This window comes from Sodalis sp. (in: enterobacteria) (genome assembly GCF_036327475.1).
GTDB lineage: Bacteria > Pseudomonadota > Gammaproteobacteria > Enterobacterales > Enterobacteriaceae.
In genome coordinates, this window is record NZ_CP132913.1 from 837,686 (window position 1) to 860,863 (window position 23,178).

Annotated in this window: 14 protein-coding genes, 1 other RNA gene and 8 pseudogenes; 5 read left to right on the plus strand and 18 right to left on the minus strand. The window is 52.6% G+C overall.

What is annotated here, in order from left to right; all coding sequences use genetic code 11:
• Window positions 1–6: 6 nt before the first annotated feature.
• The 3 genes from dnaX to GPOALKHO_RS04635 all read right to left on the minus strand — a co-directional run bounded on the left by dnaX (window position 7) and on the right by GPOALKHO_RS04635 (window position 3,816).
• Window positions 7–2,343 carry a DNA polymerase III subunit gamma/tau gene (gene dnaX / locus GPOALKHO_RS04625; RefSeq protein ID WP_406703206.1) on the minus strand — a complete coding sequence of 779 codons (2,337 nt, stop codon included), beginning with the start codon at window positions 2,341–2,343 and terminating at the stop codon, window positions 7–9.
• A 74-nt stretch (window positions 2,344–2,417) separates the two neighbouring features.
• Window positions 2,418–2,969, minus strand: a complete 552-nt coding sequence (apt, locus tag GPOALKHO_RS04630) for an adenine phosphoribosyltransferase (protein ID WP_406703386.1) — start codon at window positions 2,967–2,969, stop codon at window positions 2,418–2,420.
• Between the two features lie 670 nt (window positions 2,970–3,639).
• Window positions 3,640–3,816 carry a hypothetical protein gene (locus GPOALKHO_RS04635; RefSeq protein ID WP_406703388.1) on the minus strand — a complete coding sequence of 59 codons (177 nt, stop codon included), beginning with the start codon at window positions 3,814–3,816 and terminating at the stop codon, window positions 3,640–3,642.
• 335 nt (window positions 3,817–4,151) lie between these two features.
• Here GPOALKHO_RS04635 and GPOALKHO_RS04640 point away from each other — a divergent pair.
• Window positions 4,152–5,328 (plus strand): annotated as a pseudogene (locus GPOALKHO_RS04640) (efflux RND transporter periplasmic adaptor subunit).
• Between the two features lie 279 nt (window positions 5,329–5,607).
• Here the strand turns inward: GPOALKHO_RS04640 and GPOALKHO_RS04645 are convergent.
• Together GPOALKHO_RS04645 and GPOALKHO_RS04650 are read right to left on the minus strand one after the other, a co-directional pair.
• A pseudogene (locus tag GPOALKHO_RS04645) lies at window positions 5,608–5,824 on the minus strand (50S ribosomal protein L31).
• Window positions 5,815–6,665: pseudogene (locus tag GPOALKHO_RS04650) on the minus strand (efflux RND transporter permease subunit); the annotation flags it as partial. The pseudogenes GPOALKHO_RS04645 and GPOALKHO_RS04650, both read right to left, overlap by 10 nt.
• A gap of 270 nt (window positions 6,666–6,935) precedes the next feature.
• Here GPOALKHO_RS04650 and tomB point away from each other — a divergent pair.
• Window positions 6,936–7,232 carry an Hha toxicity modulator TomB gene (gene tomB, locus GPOALKHO_RS04655; protein ID WP_406703207.1) on the plus strand — a complete coding sequence of 99 codons (297 nt, stop codon included), beginning with the start codon at window positions 6,936–6,938 and terminating at the stop codon, window positions 7,230–7,232.
• A 105-nt stretch (window positions 7,233–7,337) separates the two neighbouring features.
• On the plus strand, window positions 7,338–7,541 hold the full coding sequence (gene hha / locus GPOALKHO_RS04660; RefSeq protein ID WP_406703209.1) for a hemolysin expression modulator Hha: 204 nt from the start codon (window positions 7,338–7,340) through the stop codon (window positions 7,539–7,541).
• Window positions 7,542–7,983: 442 nt separating this feature from the next.
• On the opposite strand, the gene ffs is transcribed toward hha, so the two are convergent.
• The 5 genes and pseudogenes from ffs to GPOALKHO_RS04685 all read right to left on the minus strand — a co-directional run.
• Window positions 7,984–8,080: signal recognition particle sRNA small type (ffs, locus tag GPOALKHO_RS04665), an RNA gene on the minus strand.
• A gap of 405 nt (window positions 8,081–8,485) precedes the next feature.
• Window positions 8,486–8,723, minus strand: a pseudogene (locus GPOALKHO_RS04670) (ammonium transport protein); the annotation flags it as partial.
• 374 nt (window positions 8,724–9,097) lie between these two features.
• Window positions 9,098–9,424, minus strand: a complete 327-nt coding sequence (locus GPOALKHO_RS04675; RefSeq protein ID WP_406703211.1) for a hypothetical protein — start codon at window positions 9,422–9,424, stop codon at window positions 9,098–9,100.
• 244 nt (window positions 9,425–9,668) lie between these two features.
• A complete protein-coding gene (locus GPOALKHO_RS04680) occupies window positions 9,669–9,833 on the minus strand; it encodes a hypothetical protein (RefSeq protein ID WP_406703213.1) in 165 nt (54 codons plus the stop codon).
• Window positions 9,834–10,382: 549 nt separating this feature from the next.
• Window positions 10,383–10,720 (minus strand): annotated as a pseudogene (locus tag GPOALKHO_RS04685) (multidrug ABC transporter permease/ATP-binding protein); the annotation flags it as partial.
• A 1,281-nt stretch (window positions 10,721–12,001) separates the two neighbouring features.
• Here GPOALKHO_RS04685 and GPOALKHO_RS04690 point away from each other — a divergent pair.
• A pseudogene (locus GPOALKHO_RS04690) lies at window positions 12,002–12,616 on the plus strand (7-cyano-7-deazaguanine synthase).
• A gap of 444 nt (window positions 12,617–13,060) precedes the next feature.
• Here the strand turns inward: GPOALKHO_RS04690 and GPOALKHO_RS04695 are convergent.
• The 8 genes and pseudogenes from GPOALKHO_RS04695 to bolA all read right to left on the minus strand — a co-directional run bounded on the left by GPOALKHO_RS04695 (window position 13,061) and on the right by bolA (window position 21,805).
• Entirely contained in the window at window positions 13,061–13,228 is a 168-nt protein-coding gene (locus GPOALKHO_RS04695) for a hypothetical protein (protein WP_406703215.1), read from the minus strand.
• A 182-nt stretch (window positions 13,229–13,410) separates the two neighbouring features.
• The gene (ppiD, locus tag GPOALKHO_RS04700; RefSeq protein WP_406703216.1) at window positions 13,411–15,297 is read right to left on the minus strand and encodes a peptidylprolyl isomerase; all 1,887 of its coding nucleotides are present in this window, start codon (window positions 15,295–15,297) and stop codon (window positions 13,411–13,413) included.
• A 237-nt stretch (window positions 15,298–15,534) separates the two neighbouring features.
• A pseudogene (locus GPOALKHO_RS04705) lies at window positions 15,535–15,728 on the minus strand (HU family DNA-binding protein); the annotation flags it as partial.
• Between the two features lie 206 nt (window positions 15,729–15,934).
• A complete protein-coding gene (lon, locus tag GPOALKHO_RS04710; protein ID WP_406703218.1) occupies window positions 15,935–18,295 on the minus strand; it encodes an endopeptidase La in 2,361 nt (786 codons plus the stop codon).
• Between the two features lie 196 nt (window positions 18,296–18,491).
• The gene (clpX, locus tag GPOALKHO_RS04715) at window positions 18,492–19,760 is read right to left on the minus strand and encodes an ATP-dependent protease ATP-binding subunit ClpX (RefSeq protein ID WP_406703219.1); all 1,269 of its coding nucleotides are present in this window, start codon (window positions 19,758–19,760) and stop codon (window positions 18,492–18,494) included.
• A 148-nt stretch (window positions 19,761–19,908) separates the two neighbouring features.
• Window positions 19,909–20,532 (minus strand): ATP-dependent Clp endopeptidase proteolytic subunit ClpP, encoded by a 624-nt coding sequence (clpP, locus tag GPOALKHO_RS04720; protein WP_406703221.1) that lies wholly within the window; start codon window positions 20,530–20,532, stop codon window positions 19,909–19,911.
• A gap of 422 nt (window positions 20,533–20,954) precedes the next feature.
• Window positions 20,955–21,281 (minus strand): annotated as a pseudogene (locus tag GPOALKHO_RS04725) (trigger factor); the annotation flags it as partial.
• Between the two features lie 194 nt (window positions 21,282–21,475).
• Window positions 21,476–21,805 (minus strand): transcriptional regulator BolA, encoded by a 330-nt coding sequence (bolA, locus tag GPOALKHO_RS04730; RefSeq protein WP_406703222.1) that lies wholly within the window; start codon window positions 21,803–21,805, stop codon window positions 21,476–21,478.
• Between the two features lie 438 nt (window positions 21,806–22,243).
• Between bolA and GPOALKHO_RS04735 the strand changes: the two genes are divergently transcribed.
• Window positions 22,244–22,783 (plus strand): YajG family lipoprotein, encoded by a 540-nt coding sequence (locus GPOALKHO_RS04735; RefSeq protein ID WP_406703224.1) that lies wholly within the window; start codon window positions 22,244–22,246, stop codon window positions 22,781–22,783.
• Window positions 22,784–23,178: the final 395 nt, after the last annotated feature.

Sequence of the window (23,178 nt, forward strand, 5' to 3'; positions counted from 1 at the left end):
GGCGGGTTATACGGGTCGGATACTATCTTCATCCAGCTCGGCGTCAAAAAAGCGCCGCAGCATTTGAATGTGAGAATCATTCATCATTACTTCCCGCGCCCGCATCAGTTTCTCTTCATAAATCGCCTGGCGCCATTCCAGTGGCGTTTTCATCACCGGATTATCATCTTCCGTTACGGTTAATTCAATCGGTGCGCCAAAATCGGCGCTGAGCGCGTCTCGCAGGGTGTTTTGCGCCGTCGCCGAATTCAGATGACGCTGCGAGGTGCGCAGGTGTAGACAGACCTTGCCCGGCGCCAAGTCTTCTTTCCAGGTGTTCAGAGCAAGCAGTTGTACCAGCTTGGGCACCGCCAGCCGATGCACCTGCGCCGCCCAGGGATCGCGCTCCAGCGCTTCTTCCGCCAGAGACAAAGCCAGTTCCGGCATTTTTTCATGTTCCGGCGCCGTGCACAGCGCATTCGGAGTGATCACCGGCGCCGGCTTAGCTTCAGGCTGTTGGTTGGCACGCCAGTGGTAAACCTCTAGTCGCGGCGCTTTCACCGAATCTTCTCGTCCAGCGGCAGGCTGACGCTGCTGGGCGCGTTTGCCCACGGTGGCCAGCCGCTCCAGAGCGCTGACGGCCGCTTTCTGGCGCGCCGGTTCAACCCCTTTTGTTTTTTGACTCTCCTGACGTTGCAGCAAGGCAGTACGGGCCCGTAAGAGCTGCGCGGTCGAAGCCGGCAATGGACTATCGCCACCGGGGGACGGAGCGGGCGGCTCGGTATTTTCCGGCATCACCGCCCCCAGCTGCCATTCAGCTTGCACCTCATCATCATCGAAGCCGCTGGCGGCATACACCTCCATAAGGCTTTCATCTGCACTGTCAACTGCAGTGGCTTGCCGGATAGTGGGCACGTGCCACGGCACCGCCAATCCAGTGACATGGCTGGCATGCGCATCATGGTACGTTGGACTATCGCTCCCGTCGCCCATCCGGACACCTGCCGCCTTGCCAGACGCTGAGAGACGCCCTTGATCCACATGAGGACTTGGCACCCTCTCAGACGCTGCCAAAGGGGCTATGTCTGGCAGCGCGCCAGGCCGGCTCTTAGCGAGAGGAGGGTCATTAACGTCGGCGCGCGACGTCACGCGATCCACGGACGCGGGCCACAAGGAGGCAACTGCGCCGGCGGCAGATCCACCATGGCCGGTACCGGAGCTAAATTCAGCCGTTTTTTTTTCCGCGTTAGCCGGTATCACTTCTGCTGACACCGCAGCAGGATGAAACGCCAGCGCGCGCAACAGGGTCATTTCAACCCCCATCCTAGGGTCCGGTGCGAAAGGCAGTTCTTTGCGCCCTATAAGCAAGGTTTGATAATACAACTGCAAATCGGCCGGAGGAAGGCGACGGGCCAATTCCCGTAAACGCGGCACAATGCCGGGGTCTTCCTCATCGTTGAGTTGGTCCGACAAAAGCTGCCCCATCGCAAGACGGTGTAACAAAGAGAGCATTTCCAGGAGCAGGGTTTCCCAATCCATACCGCGAGCAGCGCATTGTGCAAGCTGCGCCATCATCGCGCCGCCGTCGGCATCGGCCAGCGCTTCGATAAGCGCCAGCGGCTGCTCGGTGTTCAATGTGCCAAGCATGAGGCTTACCGCCTCAGCGCTAACCTCCCCCCGCCCCGTGGCGATGGCCTGATCGGCCAAGCTCAGGGCGTCACGCATGCTGCCGTCGGCGGCGCGAGCCAGCAATTGCAGCGCGCGCGGAGCGGCGGCGATATGCTCCTGCTGTAACACCGTCGATAGCTGATTGCGAATTTGCTCGACGTCGAGCGCTTTTAAATGGAATTGTAAACAGCGAGAAAGGATGGTCAGCGGTAATTTCTGCGGATCGGTGGTGGCCAGTAAAAATTTGACGTGCACCGGCGGCTCTTCCAGCGTTTTTAACAGCGCGTTGAAACTATGACGGGACAGCATATGCACTTCATCGATGAGATACACCTTGAAGCGGCCGCGCGTCGGCACGTACTGGACATTATCCAGTAGATCACGGGTATCCTCAACCTTGGTTCTCGAGGCGGAGTCAATTTCAATCAGATCGACGAATCGACCCTGCTCGATTTCGAGGCAACTGTCGCACTGGATGCAGGGGGTGGCTGTGATACCGGTTTCGCAATTCAGCCCTTTCGCTAGAAGACGGGCGATGGTGGTTTTACCCACGCCACGGGTACCGGATAACAAATAGGCATGATGGATCCTGCCCAATGATAGGCTGTTCGCCAGAGCCGTCAAGACATGCTCCTGACCTACTACATTGGCAAATGTTTGCGGACGCCACTTACGGGCAAGTACCTGATAGCTCATGGGTCGAGATTTGCGTCGGAGGAACAGAGCGCCATGCTAACACAGCCTCACACCGCAGCGCGAGGCTGTTGTTATCAGTGGCCGGGGAAGAGCACCAGACTGTAACTCGTTACGCCGATACCATTGAGAAGCGTTTCACCGCCGAGATCTGCTAGATTGATAACGAAGGCCGCATCCTGCACATTGCCACCGAGCCGTCGAATAAGCTTTACCGTGGCGCCGATGGTCCCACCCGTGGCGAGCAGATCGTCCACCACCAGCACTTTATCGCCGGGGACGATGGCGTCTTTATGGATTTCCAAGCTGTCGGTACCATATTCCAGCACGTAGTTTTCGCTAATGGTTTCACGCGGCAGCTTGCCGGGTTTGCGCACCGGCACGAACCCCAGTCCCAACGTCAGCGCAACCGGCGCACCGAACAAAAATCCGCGCGCTTCGGTGCCGACGATTTTGGTCGGCCCTGCATCACGATAACGATCGGCCAGCAAGGCGATGCTGGCGGCATAGGCATGCGGATCTTCAAGCAGACCGGTAACATCGCGAAACAAAATACCGGGTTTTGGATAGTCTGGAACCGATTTTATGCTTTGCTTGATTAATATTAATTGTTGTTCAGTAGCGGTCATATTGTTGTTCCGGCGGCCATGGTGGGTACGGCCTGGAAAGCCTTTGTTCATCATTAACGCGGATCTTGTCATGGTTAAATAAGACTGACCGCAAAATCTAAGCAAACTGCCGCAAAAATGCAACTTCCGGCAAACGCAGAGAAGGTAATTATTGGCGTGGCGCAAGTTGCACCAGCCGCATTATATGCTAATACAGTGCATCGCAGAAAACGATGCGGTACTATCATAAAAGTCGAAAAAAATGTCATTCATTACAGGTAAATGGCGAGTACACATCTTAACTGATCATCGTTTTGCCCCCTGTCTAAACGATTTAGCCGTTACACATCGCAGCCCAAAGACACCCTGTTATGAAACAATTCTGTTTCAACCATCAGCGGCTAACTGATCAAATATTGGCGCTCTCCCACAAACTGGCCGCGCAAAATTTGCGTCAGGCAGCCTCGCCGCCACGCCGGAGGATATTACGCCAGCCTGGCCGAGCATCGTGACCATGAGCGGCGGCCGGCAATGATCCGCGAGAAATCGCCGCGCCAAAAATTGCTCGGCAAATTGATTATATGTTCATCTTGTAGAGTGTAAATAATATCCTTGATTTACAACCTGAGTTGAGCAGGAGTGCGAGGTGATCCTCTAAGATAAATCCCCCTAAATTAAACTGGAAAAATGATTACTTGCGCAAAGCGGATACGCTGGAATAAACGTTGTCGTCTTTACTTGTTATCAGCGCGAAAACCAGGGCGCGCGAGTCAGCCTGCAAATTAAAGCTCCAGGGAATGAACAACCGGTTTTCTATGATGGCAGACATAGAGGCGCGCAATATGATCCCGTTCGTTGCGCGATGCAGCGACCGAGCGCGGCCTCAAGCCTAAAGAGCCGCGAACGCACTTCTTGATACAGCGCTATCTCACCCATACGGTAGCGTCAGGCCAAGGTCGCGATATCATCGAACGAGGTGGTGGATCTCTCTCGGAGAAGATCTTATTGCGGAGTCCAGTATATGCTGGCGGGTTTTCTCGTCTGGTTTGTCGTGCCATAGTGCCGTTTTTGAGTGGTCTTTGGATTTACATACATTCAAGAATGTATAGTAGAATACTATAATGAATAATTTCGCGTAGCACTATCTTTGGGCTTGTGATCACTTAATTAATTTTCTTCAAAACGGAATCTTGAAGTTTATCTGTGAACAAAACAGAGACCTTATTGCCTCTGGCGGCCGTTCTGGTGCTTTCCGGCAGTGTTAGGCTGTGATAATAAAGAAGCTGTTCAGGCAGGTAATCGGCAGCAGATTACCGAAGTGGCGTTGTAACGCTTAAAAACAAGAGCTTAATGTCACCACCAACTTGCCGGGCCGCACCGCCGCTTTCTAGCTTGTGGAAGTCCGTTAACAGGTCGATGGCATTATCCTGAAACGTAATTTCGTCGAAGGGAGCGATGTCACAGCAGGCGCCTCTTTGTATCAAGTTGATCCAGCCACCTATCAAGCCGCCTATAACAGCGCCAAGGGCGATTTAGCGCAGGTGCGGGCGTACCGGCATCGCACGGGTGACGGTAACAGCTATAAGAACTACTCTCCACCAGCTATGTCAGCCGCTAAGACTATGATCAGGCGGTTGCGACGCTGGCGCAAAACAATGCGGTCGCATAGGCGGTGCTGGAAACCGCCAGCATCAATCTGACCTACACCTATGTCACTTCACCGATCAACGGTCTTGGTAAGTCCGCCTTCTACCGAAAGCGCCTTAGTCGCCAGCGCGTAAACGACCTCGATGGCGACCGTTCAGTAATTGGACCCGATATATGTCGATGTTGCGCAGTCTAGCAATGACTTCATACGTCTGCGTCAAGAGCTGGGAAACAGCATAACGGCAAAGCGTCGATGCGCCTTTTGATGGAAAACGGCGGTGAATATGCACAGACGGATTGGAATTCTCCGATGTTACTGTGGATGAAACCACCAGCTCTATTACACTGCGCGCTATTTTCACGAATCCACAGCATTGTGCTACTGCCATGTATGTTTGTGTACGCTAAACTGAACCAGGAAAACGCTTTACTCGTGCTTCAACAGGGCGTCACCCACACGCCTCGCGGCGAGGCGTGTGCCATAGGGGTTGGAAGCGACAATTAAAGTCACGATCCGCCAGATCACGCCAGCACAGGCCATCGGCGACAAATGGTTAGTCATAGCCGATTACAAGAAGGCGACAAGGTCATCGACGCCGGTGTGCAAAAGGGAAACAAGGCATGCAAGATCACCAAGAAAGAAGCAGCCGACCAGACAAGGCACTGGAGCCCAACACCGCCAGAAGAGTGTTTTCTTCTTATTCACTTAAATACAATATTTATTTATAAATAAACCTAAATCCCCGTGTTTATCCTACCATAATCATGCCTACATCGTTTGACGCCGCCCTGACGACACAAGTAAAATCACTAACCACGACGCAACTGTGCTGTCTTTCTGTTTCTGGCCCCGCTCGCCAACCGCCATAATTTCAGCGGCGTGTTTTGTGTCCCTGTACCGCCTTGAAGTAGAGGTGGATTCATATAACATACACACGCCTGCCCAGGAGAACAATCTGGCAGTCGAGATGACGTATTTGTGAGGGAACTTAATATCTGCATCTTGCTAGTTTCAACCTTGTTGATCGAGGAAACGGCTAAAGCGTTGGTTAAAGCGCGCGGTATTCCCGTCTTTAGCTACTGTACGCTGTTCCCGGTGTAATAGGGACGCGACGCGCTGGAGACATTGAGAGTGACATAATGGTAAGTCGCCCCTCATATTCCACAGATCGCGTGGTCGCGATGGTCGAACCGACTTTTAAGTAGATGTTGGCCGCGGTGTGTCGCAAGGGTAAACCACTTTCAGCTCAGCGGAAAGTTTAGCTAAAGCCGCACCGATTTAACCGCGTTGGCAGTATCCAGCGCATTGTCACCGGTGGCGAGTTTAACCCATGAACCAGTGGCGGGCTGCCCGTTGATGCGGGCGATAATATTGTAGCTCTCTCCCGCCCAACTAGTCGCTACATCCCTCAGCCGCACCTGCGATCCGTCGGAATTGACTCTCAATATGGATTTTGCCGAACTCCTCGGCGGTTTTCAGGCGGATCTGCACGATAATCGAGGCGTTAAGCTGTTGCCCCTCACCGGCGATGAACCGCCCAGCTAACCTGCAACGATCTGATTGCAACCTCCAGCGCGCTGATAACATCCACCGGCATTAACTGAAAATTATCTAGCTTATTGAGCCAGATATGCATTGCGTATCTGGAGCCGAACAATTGTACTTCCATGAGTATGGCTTATCGGATCCTTGAGGAGGAACTGACATAATCCTATCTTCCTGTGTCATGTTTTCAGCGCCAATAAAACCAGCAACCATAAGGAAGCTGGAGCTGGATTTCTGCACCTGGGCCTGGGATATATTCAAATCGGCACCCGATTCAAAAGTTAGGGTGATAAGTGGCGGTATTGAACGAGTCGCTGTCGGAGGCCATGCATATCAAATGGTCGATGTCGTTCATATATTTGCTTGACTATCTGCGTCACGCTATCTTACAGCGTTGAGGCGTTAGCCCCGAGGAACAGATACTGTTGACGAGTAGCATGAGCATCATAATGCCCGCCAACATGCATGATGATAATGGCAATCATCCATGCGAAGATGGACCGATCGATAAAGTACTTAGATATACTCGTCCACTAATTTTACATTATGCATCAGCACTAATATCAGCACTAATAAAAGTAATTCAGCCGTACCGTTTCATTCCGCGCCAGCACGCCGGCAATGAAAGAACGCTGAGACTCTCATCCCAATGCTGTTTACCTGGGTCCTGCTGTCACGGCTGGCTATGCTCAGGGACTGTAAGTTAATGTAATCATGGGATAGCAGTGGGTATCGATCCATATCCCTAGTCTGGTTTTAAGATTACTGCAATTGCCATGTGTTATAAGGAGGATATGGATGAGTATTCACCCAAACACTACGATATTGCGCAATTGAAATACCTGTGTGAAAATATCTATAAAGGCATTGCCAGTCTGGGTGACAGCTATCATGGTTGGGTAAATAACCAAAGTTCCATTGTCAATTTGCAGCTTAACAAATTAATTGAGCACATAGCAGCGAATATTGTCATCTTAAAACTTAAATACCATAATGACAGTGAGCTTACCGATCAGGTTGAAACCTTTTTAGATGATACTTTTACCATGTTCAGTAGCTACAGCATCAATAATTACAATATTCAATACTGACGTCGCAGCCGTAGGCGTTTATTCGGAATATTCTCGGAGACAGAGCTCTGTGCAACCTGAGAAAGTGGTAACGCACCCGTTCAACTGACTGCACAAAAGGTAAAAATGAAAAAAATCGACTATTTAATGCGATTGAGGAAGTGCCGCACACTGGAAACCCTCGAGCGTGTGATTGAAAAAAACAAATATGAACTGTCTGATGACGAACTGGAGATATTCAACTCCGCCGCCGATCATCGCCTGGCGGAACTAGCCACGAACAGGTTGTACGACAAAGTTCCAGTTTCTGTCTGGAAGTATGTACGCTAAAACTGATTATTCTAAATATAATGCTAATGTTAATACACATAACTATTAATACCTTTTGTAGGCAATGAAAGAACCCCTTGCTTGCCCTACTGATAACCGTTCTTTTTCGCGTTATTGACGTCAGGTTAACCTCTTAATTGTTTGACGTGTTACGCAGATATAAATGGCCAGTGCGTTATCATACTGGTTAATAGTATTATTGGTCTTCTCTAAACACAGGTCCAAAGCGGTGATGTCAAGTGCTTATTGCGTCGAATTCCCTCATTTTCAGGTGCCAGACGGGAATGTACTGACCGGCAGATGCGATTTCAGCACGTCATATTAGTAAAGGACAATTGCGGAAAAACACCGCTTATTTCCAAGCAATGGAGAAGAACCTCAGCGCCACGGTCAAGCAGATCCAAGATAGGGCAAGATGAATGCGAGTTGAATTAGGTGAAGGCCTCGCCAGCAATATCTCGGCACACACGTCGCCCGCTGCGACTGCTTCCTTCCGGACCTGACCGAGTTTACGGGGTAGCGTTGCGAGAGCGCCCACGAGGCCTCCATTGACGGCCCATTTCAAATGGGCGCGTGGCCATTATCAATTAAGGTTTAGATAATTGCAAGCCAGGGCGGTTTAAGAGTCATTTTATCCAATATGTTTTACATGTAACGCCGCTGACGGGTTGTGGTCGCTGGGCCAAATGTGAAAATATGCCCGATCCCCTATTACGATAATTTTCGTCAGCGCGTTTATCAGATCTGGCTGCAGTCCCTTGTGGCCGATTTTAACCACCTATGGTAATGTGGTGCGTCGGTCCGCCCACCGCCCACCACTCAGCAAGTCGGTGGGCCATTAATAAATGCTCCAGCCGCCTAAGCCGCCTATCCGCCTTGACGTCTTCGCCGCGGGTCAAGTAGACCGTTCTCCCCCACTCTCCCTGATGGTTCTACACAGGTTAGGCCGCGAAGTGGATACGCTCCGCTAGTGAGCCGACGATCAGGCCAACAGTAATCCAGGCGAAGGAGCACTGGAACGCGACATGAATCAGCTGATAGAAACTATCGGTTAGTGTGGTCACGCCGATGCGTTTAGGCATGAGCACACTGTAATCGCCGAAGAAGGCATTACTGGTACTGAATGTCAGCGAAGCCGTAAATCATCCACAGCACACAGACCAGCGCAAAAGCGACCGCAACCCCGAGCACCCGCGCGGTGCTTGCATCACAAAGGCATTGCCGGCCTTGTCCACAGCCTGACGGCAAGGGGCCGCAGCGCCTAAAGCGGATGGTTCGTTGCTTTCACAGGTATATGAATGCGAATAACCCGCTAAAGTTCAGTAACAAGAATCTTGCCGTCGCCAGCCTTATCAGTAGTCGCCGGCCTTATCAGTATAGGCCGCCTTGTTGATGGCATCAATCACTTCATCAGACTAATCTCGTCAGCGATAGCGATATCAATTTAAAGCAAAGCATGTGCCACAAATGTTTTGACATAAAAATTTACCGTCAAATAGATGCCCGATGCTCAAAACGGTGCGTCTGTCAGAAATTTGAAACATAAATGCCCATTCTCAGTGCATACCGAGACGAATGGGCATCCCATTGGCGCTTACGATGACAAACGGCGAGGGGAACCGTGGCGCTTGAGAAGGGTATCGCTTGTCGTATGGCGCCGCATCGAAATCAGTACCGCCCGGCGTGGACACCAGCGCCCGCGCCAGAGACAGCAATTGCTTATGTCCGACCGACAAGGTGTTGCCTTGTTCACTTAGTCCTGAGAACACTCCCTCGGTGTCGAGCGTACTAGCGTCGGCAGCTGCGCCTACTCTAGCGCGCCAGACCTGTTGTTCACTTGTCTCGCGTCCGAGGCTGACGTTGCCATAGACTGTGTCAGCCATAAAAGACCGGATCTTTCTGCATCATTTCCATAACCGGACAGTAGCCTACCATCAGGCTCTGGCCAAGACACTTTTGCCGCTGCCGGTATGCCCCACCAGGACGATAAAAACTTTTCGCCGGCGCCATTGGCGAAATATTGCGCAACACCGGCGATAGGCGAAGTGCAGGTTACGCAATTCAATAGCACCACCGCTCAGAAGAACATCATCCGTGCCGTACCGTTGAGCAGGACCATCCATCAGTTCAAAATACGTTCCTCGCGACCGCCGCCGCCTGCTGCATGATGGACTGCTGGGATGTCAGCTCAATCAGCGACTCGTTAGCGGACTTAACCAAAACGAACAGCATGCCGTACAATATCAGTTCAAATGGCAGGTTGAGCAGCGGGCGTAGCACGAAGGCTACCACCGTGACGTACAGATCTTTCACCACTTCGGTTCGTTGGTCACCCTGGAAATAAGCTGCCCTACCGATTGAGTTCGAATACGCCTAACAGCTGGCACAGTGTGGCATCCATGATTTCCGTTCTCAACTGCTACACAACGCTTAGCGCGGTGCGATTGAATAACAGCGATGATGATAACGCAGCACTGCCGACAGCACCTGTAGCGCGAGGAAAACAGCCACTAGAACAGCCACCCGAATGGCCGCCGTCCGGGCAGCAAGACTTTATCGGACAGAATATGGTCGATGAAATAGCTAATCACTATCGGTCCGGCGACTTTCTCCACTGCCGCTGGCCATAACATCAGAGCCAACAACGTCAACAGTCGGCGGTGGGGCGGACATAGGCGAGTAGCCGTTTGAGGGTGGCTAAAGGCTAGTCCGGTTGCGCATCGCGGCTTCCAACTGCTGGTAGCAGTACATACCCCGGTGCCCAGCCAGGCTGGTACAGCAGCGCGGCCTGATCGCCGCCCTGTCCGATGCGGCCCTGTTTATTTAAGCATCAGGATCTCGCTCGCGCCCTGCAGTGCCGACTGCCGACTGATGTTGTTCCAGACTGAAGGCCCTGATCATCCGAACGCTGGTCAGATATTTCTAGCCTGGTTGTTGAGCGAGGAGAACGCCGCCTGCACCTGCGCCACGGAAAGTGCTTCGGCATCGGCAACAGCACCAACAGCGTCAGTTGCCAGCTGATTTGCAAACTCATCACCAACATCAGCACTCCTCGCCAGCGGCGAAAACCGCGCGGTCCGGTCCACATCATTGGTGGCGCGTACCATCAAATCGCCGGTACGATGGCACAGATAAAAGCCCGGCAATTGCCGGCTGAACAACTGCAAATAATAATACTCGCCAGACATGGCGCAGCCCATAGGCCAGCACCGCGGAAGACCATCGCCCCTAGTCATAGCACCCAAGTATTGCCACCACTCGCGGCGAAAATCATCATAATTATGCAAATAATCTCACGAGGCATTATTCCAAAAATAAAATGGCCGAACAGCCGTCCGCCACCGAGCGCCAAGCGCTATTGTAAAAATTTATAGCCCTACCATAGGGAGTAATGATTTAGAGGGTTAAATGGCTAAATGGCTGAAGGATCAATTGCTCAAACGGCTAAGGTGTCGATAAGGCAACTTGTCAAATGGTTGAGTGGGGTTATGTCGATTGCGTGATTGGCCAATTGGTCGAAGGTACGATGGGTTGAATGGTTAATTGACTGTATGGCGATTAAACCGGCGTGGTAGTTTATGACTAGAATTTATGCCGTGATCATCAGATAATACGCCCTCTTTTATGGCAATAAAAGAGAAAATACTTGACAACAAATAGCAAACCCTTTCCCGTTATTACGATAAATTACCAATAGGGACATGAGCCACGTTGTTATAGGTGCACTACCGTACCCGAGGCCTATTTCGCCCGCCTGTTTGGCCTACCTCTTATTTACTATGGTGCCGGAATGTACTGCGCGGCGAAAAATCAAGCAAATCGAGCATCAAGGCGGCCGCTGTCATTTCGTCGGCCCGGCGGATTAATTTATGATGAGGCGAAGCGGCTGGCACGCGAGCAAAATGGCCATTATACAGATCAGTTCGAACTGGCTTCCAACTAGCCCAGAAACAATAATATCACCAAAGCGTCTAGCGCCAACTTAGCACGTAAGCTGTTTCCATAGTCGTCCTGGTATGGTGATGAGAAGCGGCACCTCTGCGACGCTTGGACGTCATATCCGCATCAGGGTCACCCGACTCGTCTGATGGTCGTCGACCCATACAATCGGTCCAGCCGCGTTGAAAGTACTGGCCGGCCGCGTGTCGAGCCGCCGAGTGGGCGGCTCTGCTAGGTGTAGCACCAAATTTGGCCAAACGTATGCGCGCCGTCGGCGAAGCGGGGCCTCGTCACGTTATTATGCGACAGCGGCGAACGTTACAGCGACACTTGCTATCAGCCAACATGGGCAAAAGAACATATCGGCAATATTTGTCCGTGGCAGATTGAGCTGGAAAACCTGTAATAGCAAACAACCGCTGCAATCTTCACCACCCGCTATCGTTCATCCGCAGACAGAGACAGTACCCTATACCCTTTGGCTATGAAGAGTGAATGAAACAGATGGATCGAGCGGGGTGATGCTTGGCGGTAGGCAGGATTCAACCACTTGCCTTATCCAGGCCTTATCCAGGCCTTAAACGACGAAGTCCATTGCGTTTACCCTCGATTATGGCCAGCGCCATCTGGCGGAATATCGTCGCCCGCGATCTTGCGATGTAGTTTGGGCGCACGGACGCACAAAGTGATTGACGCTGTCCTGTTTAATACGCTGATGGTCAGCAGCCTCACCCGCGACAACATTTCGGTACCAAGCTACGAGGACACAAGCACCCCTAACGCTGGCCGCTATCTACGCCTATCAGGTCGAGGCGGACGCGGCCATCACCGGTGGTGCGAGATAGATTTCTCCGATTATCCCGATTACCGCGACGACTTTATCAAAGTGCTGAACTCTTGGTGTGGCGCGCGAATCACAATTCGTCACGCCGCTAATGTAGTTGTGAAACCTGGGCGCTGGAGGATCATTACCATCAACTTGTAAGAGCGGCATGATACGCTGAGCCTGCTACAACGGGATCAAAGGTGATGGCTGTGGACAATGCGCAGCCTGTCATTTCATTTACGCGCGCGGGCTGGGGCGTATCGCGCGCAGCTGCAGGCGTAAAGCTAAAGCTAAAACCGGCCTTCACTAAATCCTACGCTGCTCGCCTCGCAGCGGTAGCGCGGTACCATCCCCTCCATGCGGCGAATACGCTCAAACGGACCGTGCTACTCACGATAATCAATAATCGTCCAGCCCTTTTGGGTCCGATGCCATTCGGCCCGTCCACTAATTCGTCAAGGAGCCGGTATTAATACTGTATCTTCATCCTCCTCTGCGCTGCCCGCACCCGGCGCGGCATCCGGTGCGGGTTCCGCCACGCGCTGGCCTGGTGCTCTGCGTATTGTTATTCTGCGGCGTACCCCGCCGGCGCCGTCTTTCACCCTACCACCCGTAGTTTTTCCCGCTTGACCCCAGTCCGCTCTTTGCTGCCGGAGGGTCTTAGGATGCGCCTGAATGTTAGTCGTGGGTCGTTCAGCTTTTCTGCTGTCCGGGGTCTGTGGTAGTAGGCTGTTCGACCTCTTCCTGCTTGTCATCAGAATGGGCGGATCTGGGTGGCTTTATCGGCGGTAGCGGGATCGGCGGTAGCGGGTTTTCGCCGTGTCACCGGCGAAGGTGGCCCCGCGCCAGTGGCACATGCGGCAAATACAAAATAGCGATGAGGGCCAAGGCCAATAACTCCCTGGTGAGTATCGGTTGTCACATGCTCTTCCCTCCTTAGTGTATTCACATGCTCTTCCCTCCTTAGTGTATTCCCTTAGTGTATTTCCCGGAAAAGCATGCCATGGCGAATTACCACTATCGCTGGCGATGAAAATCCAACAGGCCATGAAGTGAACTGTTGAATTTTGCGCAGTTGACGGTAGCGTTGCGGTCAGTATCGCGTTATTGCATCTGCGCCGCCGCACCCATTTTTATTTTCGCCGCCGCCCGCAGGTTAGCCAGCAGCGCATCAAAGGTCACGCCGATCATCCCTTGATTCAGATGGTCCACGAATGCTTTGCGTTGCTGGTCATCAAGTGATCGCGGCGTAACGCTATCTAGCGCAATCAGGACGATGTCTCCTTGTGCATTGGTGAACATACCATAGCTGCTTTTGCCCTGTAGAGGCTTCGGCAGCGCAAAGAGGGTTTGTATCAGCGGGTCGCCTTGGTTGGCGGAGTCGAAACGCTGTACAGCACTGAAGCGCAGACCGGCGTCCTGCAGCACCTCGGCGCTTTTATCGTTGCTCTGCTTCAAGGCGACGAGCGCTTTTTTAGCGTCGACGCGGGCCTGAACTACGGCTTTCTGGAGCCTCACTTCCTGTTCGACCAGCGCACGTACATCCTCCAGCGGCTGCACATGTTCGGGACGGTGATCGGCAATACGAATGATGAAAGCGCGATTGCTGTCGACAGTGATCACATCCGAATTGCTGCCTGGCGCTCCATTGCTTCCCAACAACGCCCCTTCGAACAGCACCTGTTTCACCGCGTCATAATTCAGCGCAGCGGGTACGTCATTCAGGCTGAACCAGTCGGTCTCTTGCGCCTTGATGCCGGTGGCGGCTTCGGCCGATACCAGCGTCTCATCATCATTGCTGGCCGCATCGCGCACTTTTCGCTGTAGCGCATAATAGGCGCCAATGGCTTTCTCCTGTTTCACCTTCGCTGCCACTTCGTCATGCATCGCGCTCAATGGGCTGATTTGCACCGGTGCAACATCATCCAAACGGACGATAAGGAAGCCCACCGAGGATTGAATCACGCTAGACAACTGGCCTTTCTCGCTCAGGTTAGCCTGTTTTAGCTCGTCGAGGCTTTCATTGTCGCTTATCCAGCCGATATCGCCGCCGTTTTTCGCCGAAACGACATCGGTGGAGTGAGCTTTGGCCAGGGCGGCGAAATCGTCACCCTGCTGCAATTGTTTCAGCCAGTTGTTAGCGTCGTTTTCGGTTTGGCTTTGGATAATGCTGTAGCGTTTACGTGCTGGGAGGGTGAATTGATCCTGGTGCTGAACATACCAGGACCGAATCTCTTGTTCGTCGACGCTGATTTTCGCCTGCATCGCTTCAGCGTCCATCTGGATATAGCTCACCTTAAAGGTTTCCGGCAACAAGTACTGATTTTTGTGCGCGTTGTAGTTGGCTTGGATCTCATCGTCGCTCGCGGTCTGCTTCGCCGCCAGCGCTGTGATATCAAACGTGGCCAGACGTGCGTCACGGGTTTGCACCGCCGCAGCCAACAGTCTGTCGGTTTCCGCCGGTAACAGGAAGCTGGTGCCAACAATGCCCTGAATAAGCTGTCGGATAAGCAATTGTTTGCGTATCAACGCGGCGTACTGATCCGTCGATAGCCCCATGTTGCCGATCAGAGCGCGGAATTTGGTGTTATCGAATTTATCCTCGGTGCGGAAAGCCGGAATGGCGAAGATCGCCTGTTTGATTTGATCGTCACCGATAGTCAGTCCCAGGTTATTGGCATACTGTTCCAGAAGGGTTTCATCAATCAATTGCGAGAGTACCTGCTGGCGCATCTGGCGCATGTAGCCTTCATTGGCCGCCAATTGAAAGAACTGTTCACCCATAGATTCCTGTTGGCGATCACGTTTGTTCTGCACTGCCTGTTCCAGCTGTGCACGGCTGATCTGTTGACCGTTCACCTTGGCGGCATAGTCGCCATCGCCGCCGATAAGATAATTGCCTACCCCGGTCAGCACGCATGAGATAGCAGTAAGCCCAAGAATAATTTTAAGCACGAAGTGATTAGCAGCCGCGCGTAAATTGTCCATCATAGTGTGATAACGCCCCGCTGTGCATGAATGAAATTTGTGCGTTGGTATGTGGGCTGACCGCTTGCCGTAGCTCCACCAGAGCCGCTGAACGTTAAGACCATTTCTCTGGCAACGCCAACCCAGCTTTGTCAGTCAATCCAGAAAAGCGCATCCCGATGATGCGCCCTGTATTATACCCTACCAGCCTGACTGCGTCAGGTATTAGTTGACGTATTCTGGACTTGGCAAGTGGTCAGTTCACCGCGTCTTTCCAGCACGGAAGCCAGGTATCTTGGTAGCGCGATGGTGATCTCTTTACCGGTTTGCAGATTGCGTCCGGCATGAGAGGGACGCTCGCGGACAATGAAGGTGTCAAATCCGACCAGCGCGATGTCATCTCCCTGCTGTAGTGACTTGGTAATCAAACCAATGATTGTATCCAGTGCACATCCGTGTGACTTATTTACTTTTCATCCCCCTTGAATTCTCATGTTGCGGCGGATTTTTCATTAAACGCGACAGCGCAGCTGTGTTATATCCAGTATGTAGAGTAGACTAAACCTGTGCCCAGACCCAACAGCTCACTAACTTAACGGTACAAAAGGCTACCACGTCAGAATTGGCCTACCAGCCCCTCTGCCGGTTCATTTTAAACCCCTTATTTTACCGCTTCGGACGCCACTTCAACACTGAAAGGGGCATTCTGTAGTGCCAGATTAAACACATCATCGATGCGTTGAACCGGATGAATATCCAGGTCGTTTATCACATTGGCTGGCATATCTTCCAGATCCCGCTTATTCTCGAACGGAATTAGCACGGTTTTGATACCACCGCGGTGCGCCGCCAGCAGTTTTTCCTTCAAACCGCCGATGGGCAACACCTGACCGCGAAGGGTAATCTCGCCGGTCATCGCCACATTGGCCTTGACGGGATTGCTGGTTAGGCAGGACACCAGCGCGGTACACATCGCGATCCCGGCGCTCGGGCCATCTTTGGGTGTGGCGCCTTCCGGCACGTGCACATGAATATCGCGTTTTTCATAAAAATCAGAATTGATCCCGAGCTTGTCCGCGCGCGCGCGCACCACGGTCAGCGCCGCCTGAATGGATTCCTGCATCACCTCTCCTAAGGAACCGGTATAGGTCAATTTGCCCTTGCCGGGCACGCACGCAGTCTCAATGGTCAGCAGATCGCCGCCGACCTCGGTCCACGCTAGACCTGTCACCTGGCCGATGCGGTTTTCTCCTTCTGCGCGTCCGTAATCGAAGCGCTGGACGCCGAGGAAGTCTTTCAGATTGTCGGCGCTGATGGTAATATGTTTCGTGCTTTTATTCATCAGCAGGGTTTTCACTGCCTTGCGACATAGTTTAGAAATTTCCCGCTCCAGGCTGCGCACCCCGGCTTCGCGTGTGTAGTAGCGGATGATCCCCACCAGCGCGCTGTCTTCCACTGTCAACTCACCTTTCTTCAGGGCGTTTCGCTCAAGCTGCTTAGGCAACAGATGCTGCCTGGCAATGTTGAGTTTTTCGTCTTCAGTGTAGCCGGACAGGCGGATCACTTCCATGCGATCGAGCAGCGGCGCCGGGATATTCATCGAGTTAGAGGTGGCGACAAACATGACGTCGGAGAGATCATAGTCCACTTCCAGATAATGATCGTTGAACGCCACGTTCTGCTCGGGATCCAGTACCTCCAGCAGCACCGATGCGGGATCGCCGCGCATATCCGACGACATCTTGTCGATTTCGTCGAGCAAGAACAGCGGGTTTTTCACGCCGACCTTGGACATCTTCTGGATAAACTTGCCCGGCATGGAGCCAATATAAGTACGACGGTGTCCGCGAATTTCAGCCTCATCACGCACACCGCCCAGCGCCATGCGTACATACCGCCGGCTGGTAGCCTTGGCAATGGACTGGCCGAGAGAGGTCTTACCCACCCCGGGCGGGCCTACCAGGCACAGTATCGGACCCTTGATTTTACTGATCCGGCTCTGTACCGCCAGATATTCGAGAATACGGTCTTTTACGCGTCCAAGCCCGTAGTGATCCTTATCAAGCGTTTCTTGCGCCTTAACCAGGTCCTTTTTGACTTTGCTGCACGCATACCAGGGCACAGACAGCATCCAGTCGATATAGCCGCGCACCACAGTCGCTTCGGCGGACATCGGCGACATCATCTTCAATTTTTGCAGTTCCGCCTCGGTCTTTTCACGGGCCTCCTGTGGCATTTTGGCCGCCTCTATCTTACGCTTCAGTGCTTCGTTTTCATCCGGCGCATCGTCCATCTCCCCCAGTTCTTTCTGAATCGCCCTCATCTGCTCATTCAGATAATATTCGCGCTGACTCTTTTCCATCTGCTTTTTGACGCGATTGCGAATACGTTTTTCCACCTGGAGCAGGTCGATTTCTGACTCCATCATCGCCATCAGGTACTCCAGCCTCTCGGTCACATCGACCATCTCCAACACCGATTGCTTGTCGGCCAGCTTCAGCGGCATGTGAGCGGCGATGGTGTCGGCCAAACGGACGGCATCATCGATACTGTTTAACGAGGTCAGCACTTCGGGAGGGATTTTCTTGTTCAGTTTGATATAGCCTTCAAACTGATTGATGGCAGTACGCACCAGCACTTCCTGCTCGCGCTCATCCAGTTCGGGCGCGTCAAAATAGTCCGCTTCGGCGGTGAAGTGATCGCCGCTGTCCGCCAGCTCTTTTATCCGGGCGCGTGTCAGCCCTTCCACCAGCACTTTTACCGTGCCGTCGGGCAATTTAAGCATCTGCAGAATGGACGATACCGTCCCAACTGAAAAAAGATCGTTAATACCCGGCTCGTCGGTTGACGCTTCTTTTTGAGCCACCAACATGATTTTTTTATCACTGTCCATAGCTGCTTCAAGACACCGAATAGATTTTTCCCGGCCGACAAAGAGTGGGACGACCATGTGTGGATAGACTACCACATCGCGCAAAGGCAATACGGGAATTTCTATGCGTTCGGAATGCTCAGCATTCATAGAGCTCTCTCTTAGTTTAGCTTTCGCCAGGTTTGTGGGATGCGCAAAAACTCGACTTTTGCCAGTTTTAATAACTAGGTACTTGAGTATATGAGGTCAAATTGCTTACATTCAACGCCATCCGGCAATGAAAACGGGGGATAAAATCCCCCAGCCTGGACGTCCTTAATCGGCGCACGCGCTGCATCATACTCCATTATTCGCCGGAGGCCTGCTGCGCCTTGTGCTTACCGTAGATCAGCAACGGCTCCGATTGGCCGGCAATGACCGCTTCGTCGATCACTACCTTTTCCACACTGCCCTGGGAAGGCAGTTCGTACATAGTTTCCAGCAGTGCGCTCTCCACGATGGAGCGCAGGCCGCGGGCGCCGGTTTTTCGCGCCATGGCCTTTTTGGCGATGGCGGTCAACGCTTCGTCGCGGAACTCCAGCTCGACGCCTTCTAAGTTGAACAACGCCTGATACTGTTTGGTCAACGCGTTCTTCGGCTCGCGCAGAATCTGAATTAGCGCTTCTTCGCTTAACTCATTCAGCGTCGCTACGACGGGCAAGCGGCCGATGAATTCCGGGATAAGACCGAACTTAATCAGGTCTTCCGGCTCCACCTTCGCCAGCAGCTCGCCTTCGGTGGCTGAACTGCCTTTGACGGTGGCGCTAAAACCAATGCCCCGATTGGTTTCGGTGCGCTGCTCGATTACCTTATCCAGACCGGCGAAAGCGCCACCGCAGATAAACAGGATTTTCGAGGTATCCACCTGCAGGAATTCCTGCTGGGGATGCTTGCGTCCGCCCTGGGGTGGCACCGCGGCCACGGTACCTTCTATTAGCTTCAGCAGCGCCTGTTGCACCCCTTCACCGGAAACGTCTCGAGTAATAGAGGGGTTATCCGATTTACGGGAGATTTTGTCGATCTCGTCAATGTACACAATACCGCGCTGGGCCTTTTGCACGTCGTAATCGCATTTTTGCAACAGTTTCTGGATGATGTTTTCCACATCCTCACCCACATACCCGGCTTCGGTAAGGGTGGTGGCGTCCGCCATAGTGAAAGGCACAGCCAGGAAGCGTGCCAGCGTTTCCGCCAGTAGGGTCTTACCGCTGCCAGTAGGACCGATCAGTAAAATATTACTTTTGCCGAGTTCGATGCCGTTATTAGTGTCGCCATTACGTAAACGCTTATAGTGGTTGTAGACCGCCACCGCGAGCACTTTTTTGGCTTTTTCCTGACCGATGACATAATCGTCCAGGTGGTGACGAATTTCATGGGGTGTCGGCAGCACGCTACGTTCACGGTGCGGTGCGACCTCTTTTATCTCTTCGCGGATAATGTCGTTGCATAAGTCGACACATTCATCGCAGATATACACTGACGGCCCGGCGATTAATTTCCGCACTTCATGCTGGCTTTTACCGCAGAAAGAGCAATACAGCAGCTTTCCTGAACCGTCTTTGCGCTCATCTGTCATCAGCAAACCTCTTTCTTTCGTCTTTGTCTCGCAGGCCAATCAGGGCGGCAACGCGACATCTGAACTCAAAACCGGTCGCCAGAAGCGCTAATGCTTCCGTACAACGCACTGCATTCACCATACCTCCAGCCGTTCCTGCTATTAGCAATTACGCGCGCTGGCTCAATACGGAATCCACTAATCCGTAGTCTACCGCCTCAGGCGCGGAGAGGAAACGATCGCGTTCGGTATCACGCTCTATTACTTCAAGATGCTGGCCAGTATGTTTCGCCATCAGCTCGTTCATTCGCGTCTTGACCTTCAGGATTTCCCGCGCGTGAATTTCAATATCGGTAGCCTGGCCCTGGAATCCGCCCAGCGGCTGATGGATCATAACCCGTGAGTTGGGGAGACAGAAGCGTTTGCCTTTGGCGCCCGCAGCGAGCAGGAAAGCACCCATGGAGGCGGCCTGGCCCATGCAGAATGTGCTGACATCTGGTTTGATAAATTGCATAGTATCATATATCGACATCCCGGCGGTAATGACCCCACCCGGCGAGTTGATGTACAGATAGACATCTTTTCCCGGGTTTTCCGCTTCTAAAAACATCATCTGCGCGACAATCAAATTCGCCATATGGTCTTCGACCTGACCGGTCATGAAGATAATCCGTTCTTTCAACAAGCGCGAAAAGATATCGTATGAGCGCTCTCCGCGTGAAGTTTGTTCCACCACCATTGGCACCAGAGCCATATGGGGTGCAAAGTTATCTTGTTCGCCACTGTATGACATTATCGTCTCCTAGAAATAAAGCTTTCGGCGTCTAGGTTTCCGATTTTACGTGAGATGTGGCGTTATCGCCACGTCCCAAGATGTCGCTGGTCCACTGGGGGTTTCGACCCCTCTATATGCCAGAGCGGCAGTTTCTCCCTTTCCTCTCTGGTTTTGGGGAGCTTTGTGTACCTTTTTAAGGTTGCAGCGGCATTATTTCAGCGCAGGCCAGCGCAGGCCGTTGCCGGATATTCGCGCGGCACACCCTCTATTTAACACTGCTTACCCGTTAAATATAGCGCTATTTAATTTATCACCTTCAATAGTATGAAGAGCTTATACAAACAAAAGCCTGCCACCGCAGGATGACAGGCCATGGGGACGACGGATGAGCCTTGGGACTGCACGCGACCCGACGACGAGGGCTGTTACGCCGCACTCGGCTAGTTTATCAACTCGTTGAAGCCGGTTTCTTTTTCCGTCACGTGTGCGTTGGCCAGCAGCGCTTCAACCGCCTGCTCTTCCAGCGCTATATGCGCATATTGCATATTGTCCATCAACTCTTTATTTTTGCCGTAGAACTCGATGGACCTCTTTAGGATCTCGTAGGAGGACGCCATTGCTTCAACAGCGCGTTGACACGAGCTTCGTCTGCTTTTAGTTAATGTTTGCGAATGACTTCACTCAGCAGCATACCGACCTTTGACGCGACGCTTGGCCTGTTCTTCAAACAGCTCGTGAGGCAGTTCCAGCGTCTGCTTTTCATTGCCGACGATAAGATCCGAGTGGTCTAAGAAATCAAAACCTGTTGCCCATCCTCAGAAGCATCCAGAATACCTTTCAAAATATAAGACTCGGCATTATAGCGAGATATGGTCTATAAGTCGAGGACGGAAATTGCGCCGTGTACGCGTGCAGGAAGGAGTAAAGGGCCGACAGGCCACTTACCCGTCTATCGGCCCGTTTACCCTGTGCCGATAGGGCTGAGCCCCGCATTCCGGCAAGCGGGTGAGGCCGGCACCGTATCCTGCAAACCTTCCCACTCTTTCACCGTATAAGTGTGCAGCGCTAGCGCATGCACAGGCCCCGCCAGTTCATCGGTCAGAACGCTGTATATTGCGCGATGGCGGCTCAGGATACGATCGTCGTTGAATCGATCGCTGACCAATACCACTTTGAAATGACTCTCAGAGTCTGCCGGGACATTATGGCGATAACTTTCATCTACCACTTCTAGATACAGCGGAGTGAACTCTGCTCTGATTTTTGCTTCTATTTGCTCGCGAATCATCATCCCTTCTCCTCAACGCTAAGCCGAACGCTTTGCCGTCAGTTAAAATTCTAGCTTATTTCTTTAACGCCTAGCCGTTAAAGAAACAAATTTCACGCTCAATAAACAACGCCCCTTGACGCTCCCGCTCAGGGCCGTAACGAAAGTAATGTACGACCGAAAGGCGTCATCTGACGCGGTGCGGTAAAATCTCCAGTAACGTAACTTTGGCGTTATTTGGACCTTTCCCTTCCTATATGACGATACTATGATGTGGCCATTTCCCCTTCCCTATCCTGATGAGTGAGAAAGCATATATGCTAAAAATTACTGATGCCATTGGTGGCCTTATTTGTTGCTTTCCGGCTGTGCCCGCTAGCGCCAATACGCTGTCTATTTCCCTGAAGATTCAGCTGCCGCAGCAGGATCCGTCGCGGATGGACGTCATCGTCAACATGAACGGTGACGACCAGCGGCCGGTCAGCTGTTGGCCAAGGTCAACAGCGAGCGCGATGGGTAACTCCGTCACGCGACTGCGTTTCTTACTTTGCAGGAAGCGCTGGAGAAACAGATGACGCCTGCGGCTACATAATTGGTCCGAACAGTGCCGTCGATTTGCAGATCGTGGTCAATAAACTTTATGCCGTTACCTCCGAAGGCAACGTGCGTTATAAATATCATACTCTGGCGGGTATCTCCTGTCGCCAAGGTGAAAATGGTAACAAACAATTGAAGAGCTACCAATCGGTCTGTAACATGCAGAGCACTTTCCGCACCACCAATGACAAAACCACCAGCGCCATGGACAGTGTGCTAGCGAATGCCATCGACGATATGGCTATCATGCAGGTTACCCGAAAGCCGTCTATGCCAATGACATCCGTTCGACTTGCCACGCTTAACCCAACGTCGTTCCCCCATTTTGCCGTGCCTCTATTTCAGTTTGCCACTGACGCTCACCCCTCACACGCTTCAGGCCTGGATAACGGTAAGCCGGGCTAGATCTAAAAACCATCGATTTTTCTCGCTAAATGGGTCAGGAGTACGCCCTCAAACTTCTCTTGTCGCCGGTAATGGATCGCTAAAGCCAGCCGCTTATAGGCCGTTGCCGCGGTTGGCTGGTGCCAAGCGATGCTAAGCGATGCTAATAGTGGGGCCGTTGGCGATGGGCGCCCTCGTCCGGCACGCAATTTAGCGTGCTTGGCAGCACTGCGATATGGGTGGCGTTCTGCTTCACCGCGCAAGATATCTTGCGACAAGACCGATCTGCTGCCAGCGGAGGAACGCGGCACCGGCGCTACATTCAGCGGAGGAACGCGGCACCGGCGCTACATTCAGTACTGGGGTTTTATGTATGCCGGTGTTCGGTAGCCTGGAACTGTAGCTGGCCGATCACT

Coding starts and splice junctions, on each gene's coding strand:
- dnaX (WP_406703206.1), bottom strand. CDS start 2,343: ATGAGCTATCAGGTACTTGCCCGTAAGTGGCGTCCGCAAACATTTGCC.
- apt (WP_406703386.1), bottom strand. CDS start 2,969: ATGACCGCTACTGAACAACAATTAATATTAATCAAGCAAAGCATAAAA.
- tomB (WP_406703207.1), top strand. CDS start 6,936: ATGGATGAGTATTCACCCAAACACTACGATATTGCGCAATTGAAATAC.
- hha (WP_406703209.1), top strand. CDS start 7,338: ATGAAAAAAATCGACTATTTAATGCGATTGAGGAAGTGCCGCACACTG.
- GPOALKHO_RS04675 (WP_406703211.1), bottom strand. CDS start 9,424: ATGGCTGACACAGTCTATGGCAACGTCAGCCTCGGACGCGAGACAAGT.
- ppiD (WP_406703216.1), bottom strand. CDS start 15,297: ATGATGGACAATTTACGCGCGGCTGCTAATCACTTCGTGCTTAAAATT.
- lon (WP_406703218.1), bottom strand. CDS start 18,295: ATGAATGCTGAGCATTCCGAACGCATAGAAATTCCCGTATTGCCTTTG.
- clpX (WP_406703219.1), bottom strand. CDS start 19,760: ATGACAGATGAGCGCAAAGACGGTTCAGGAAAGCTGCTGTATTGCTCT.
- clpP (WP_406703221.1), bottom strand. CDS start 20,532: ATGTCATACAGTGGCGAACAAGATAACTTTGCACCCCATATGGCTCTG.
- bolA (WP_406703222.1), bottom strand. CDS start 21,805: ATGATGATTCGCGAGCAAATAGAAGCAAAAATCAGAGCAGAGTTCACT.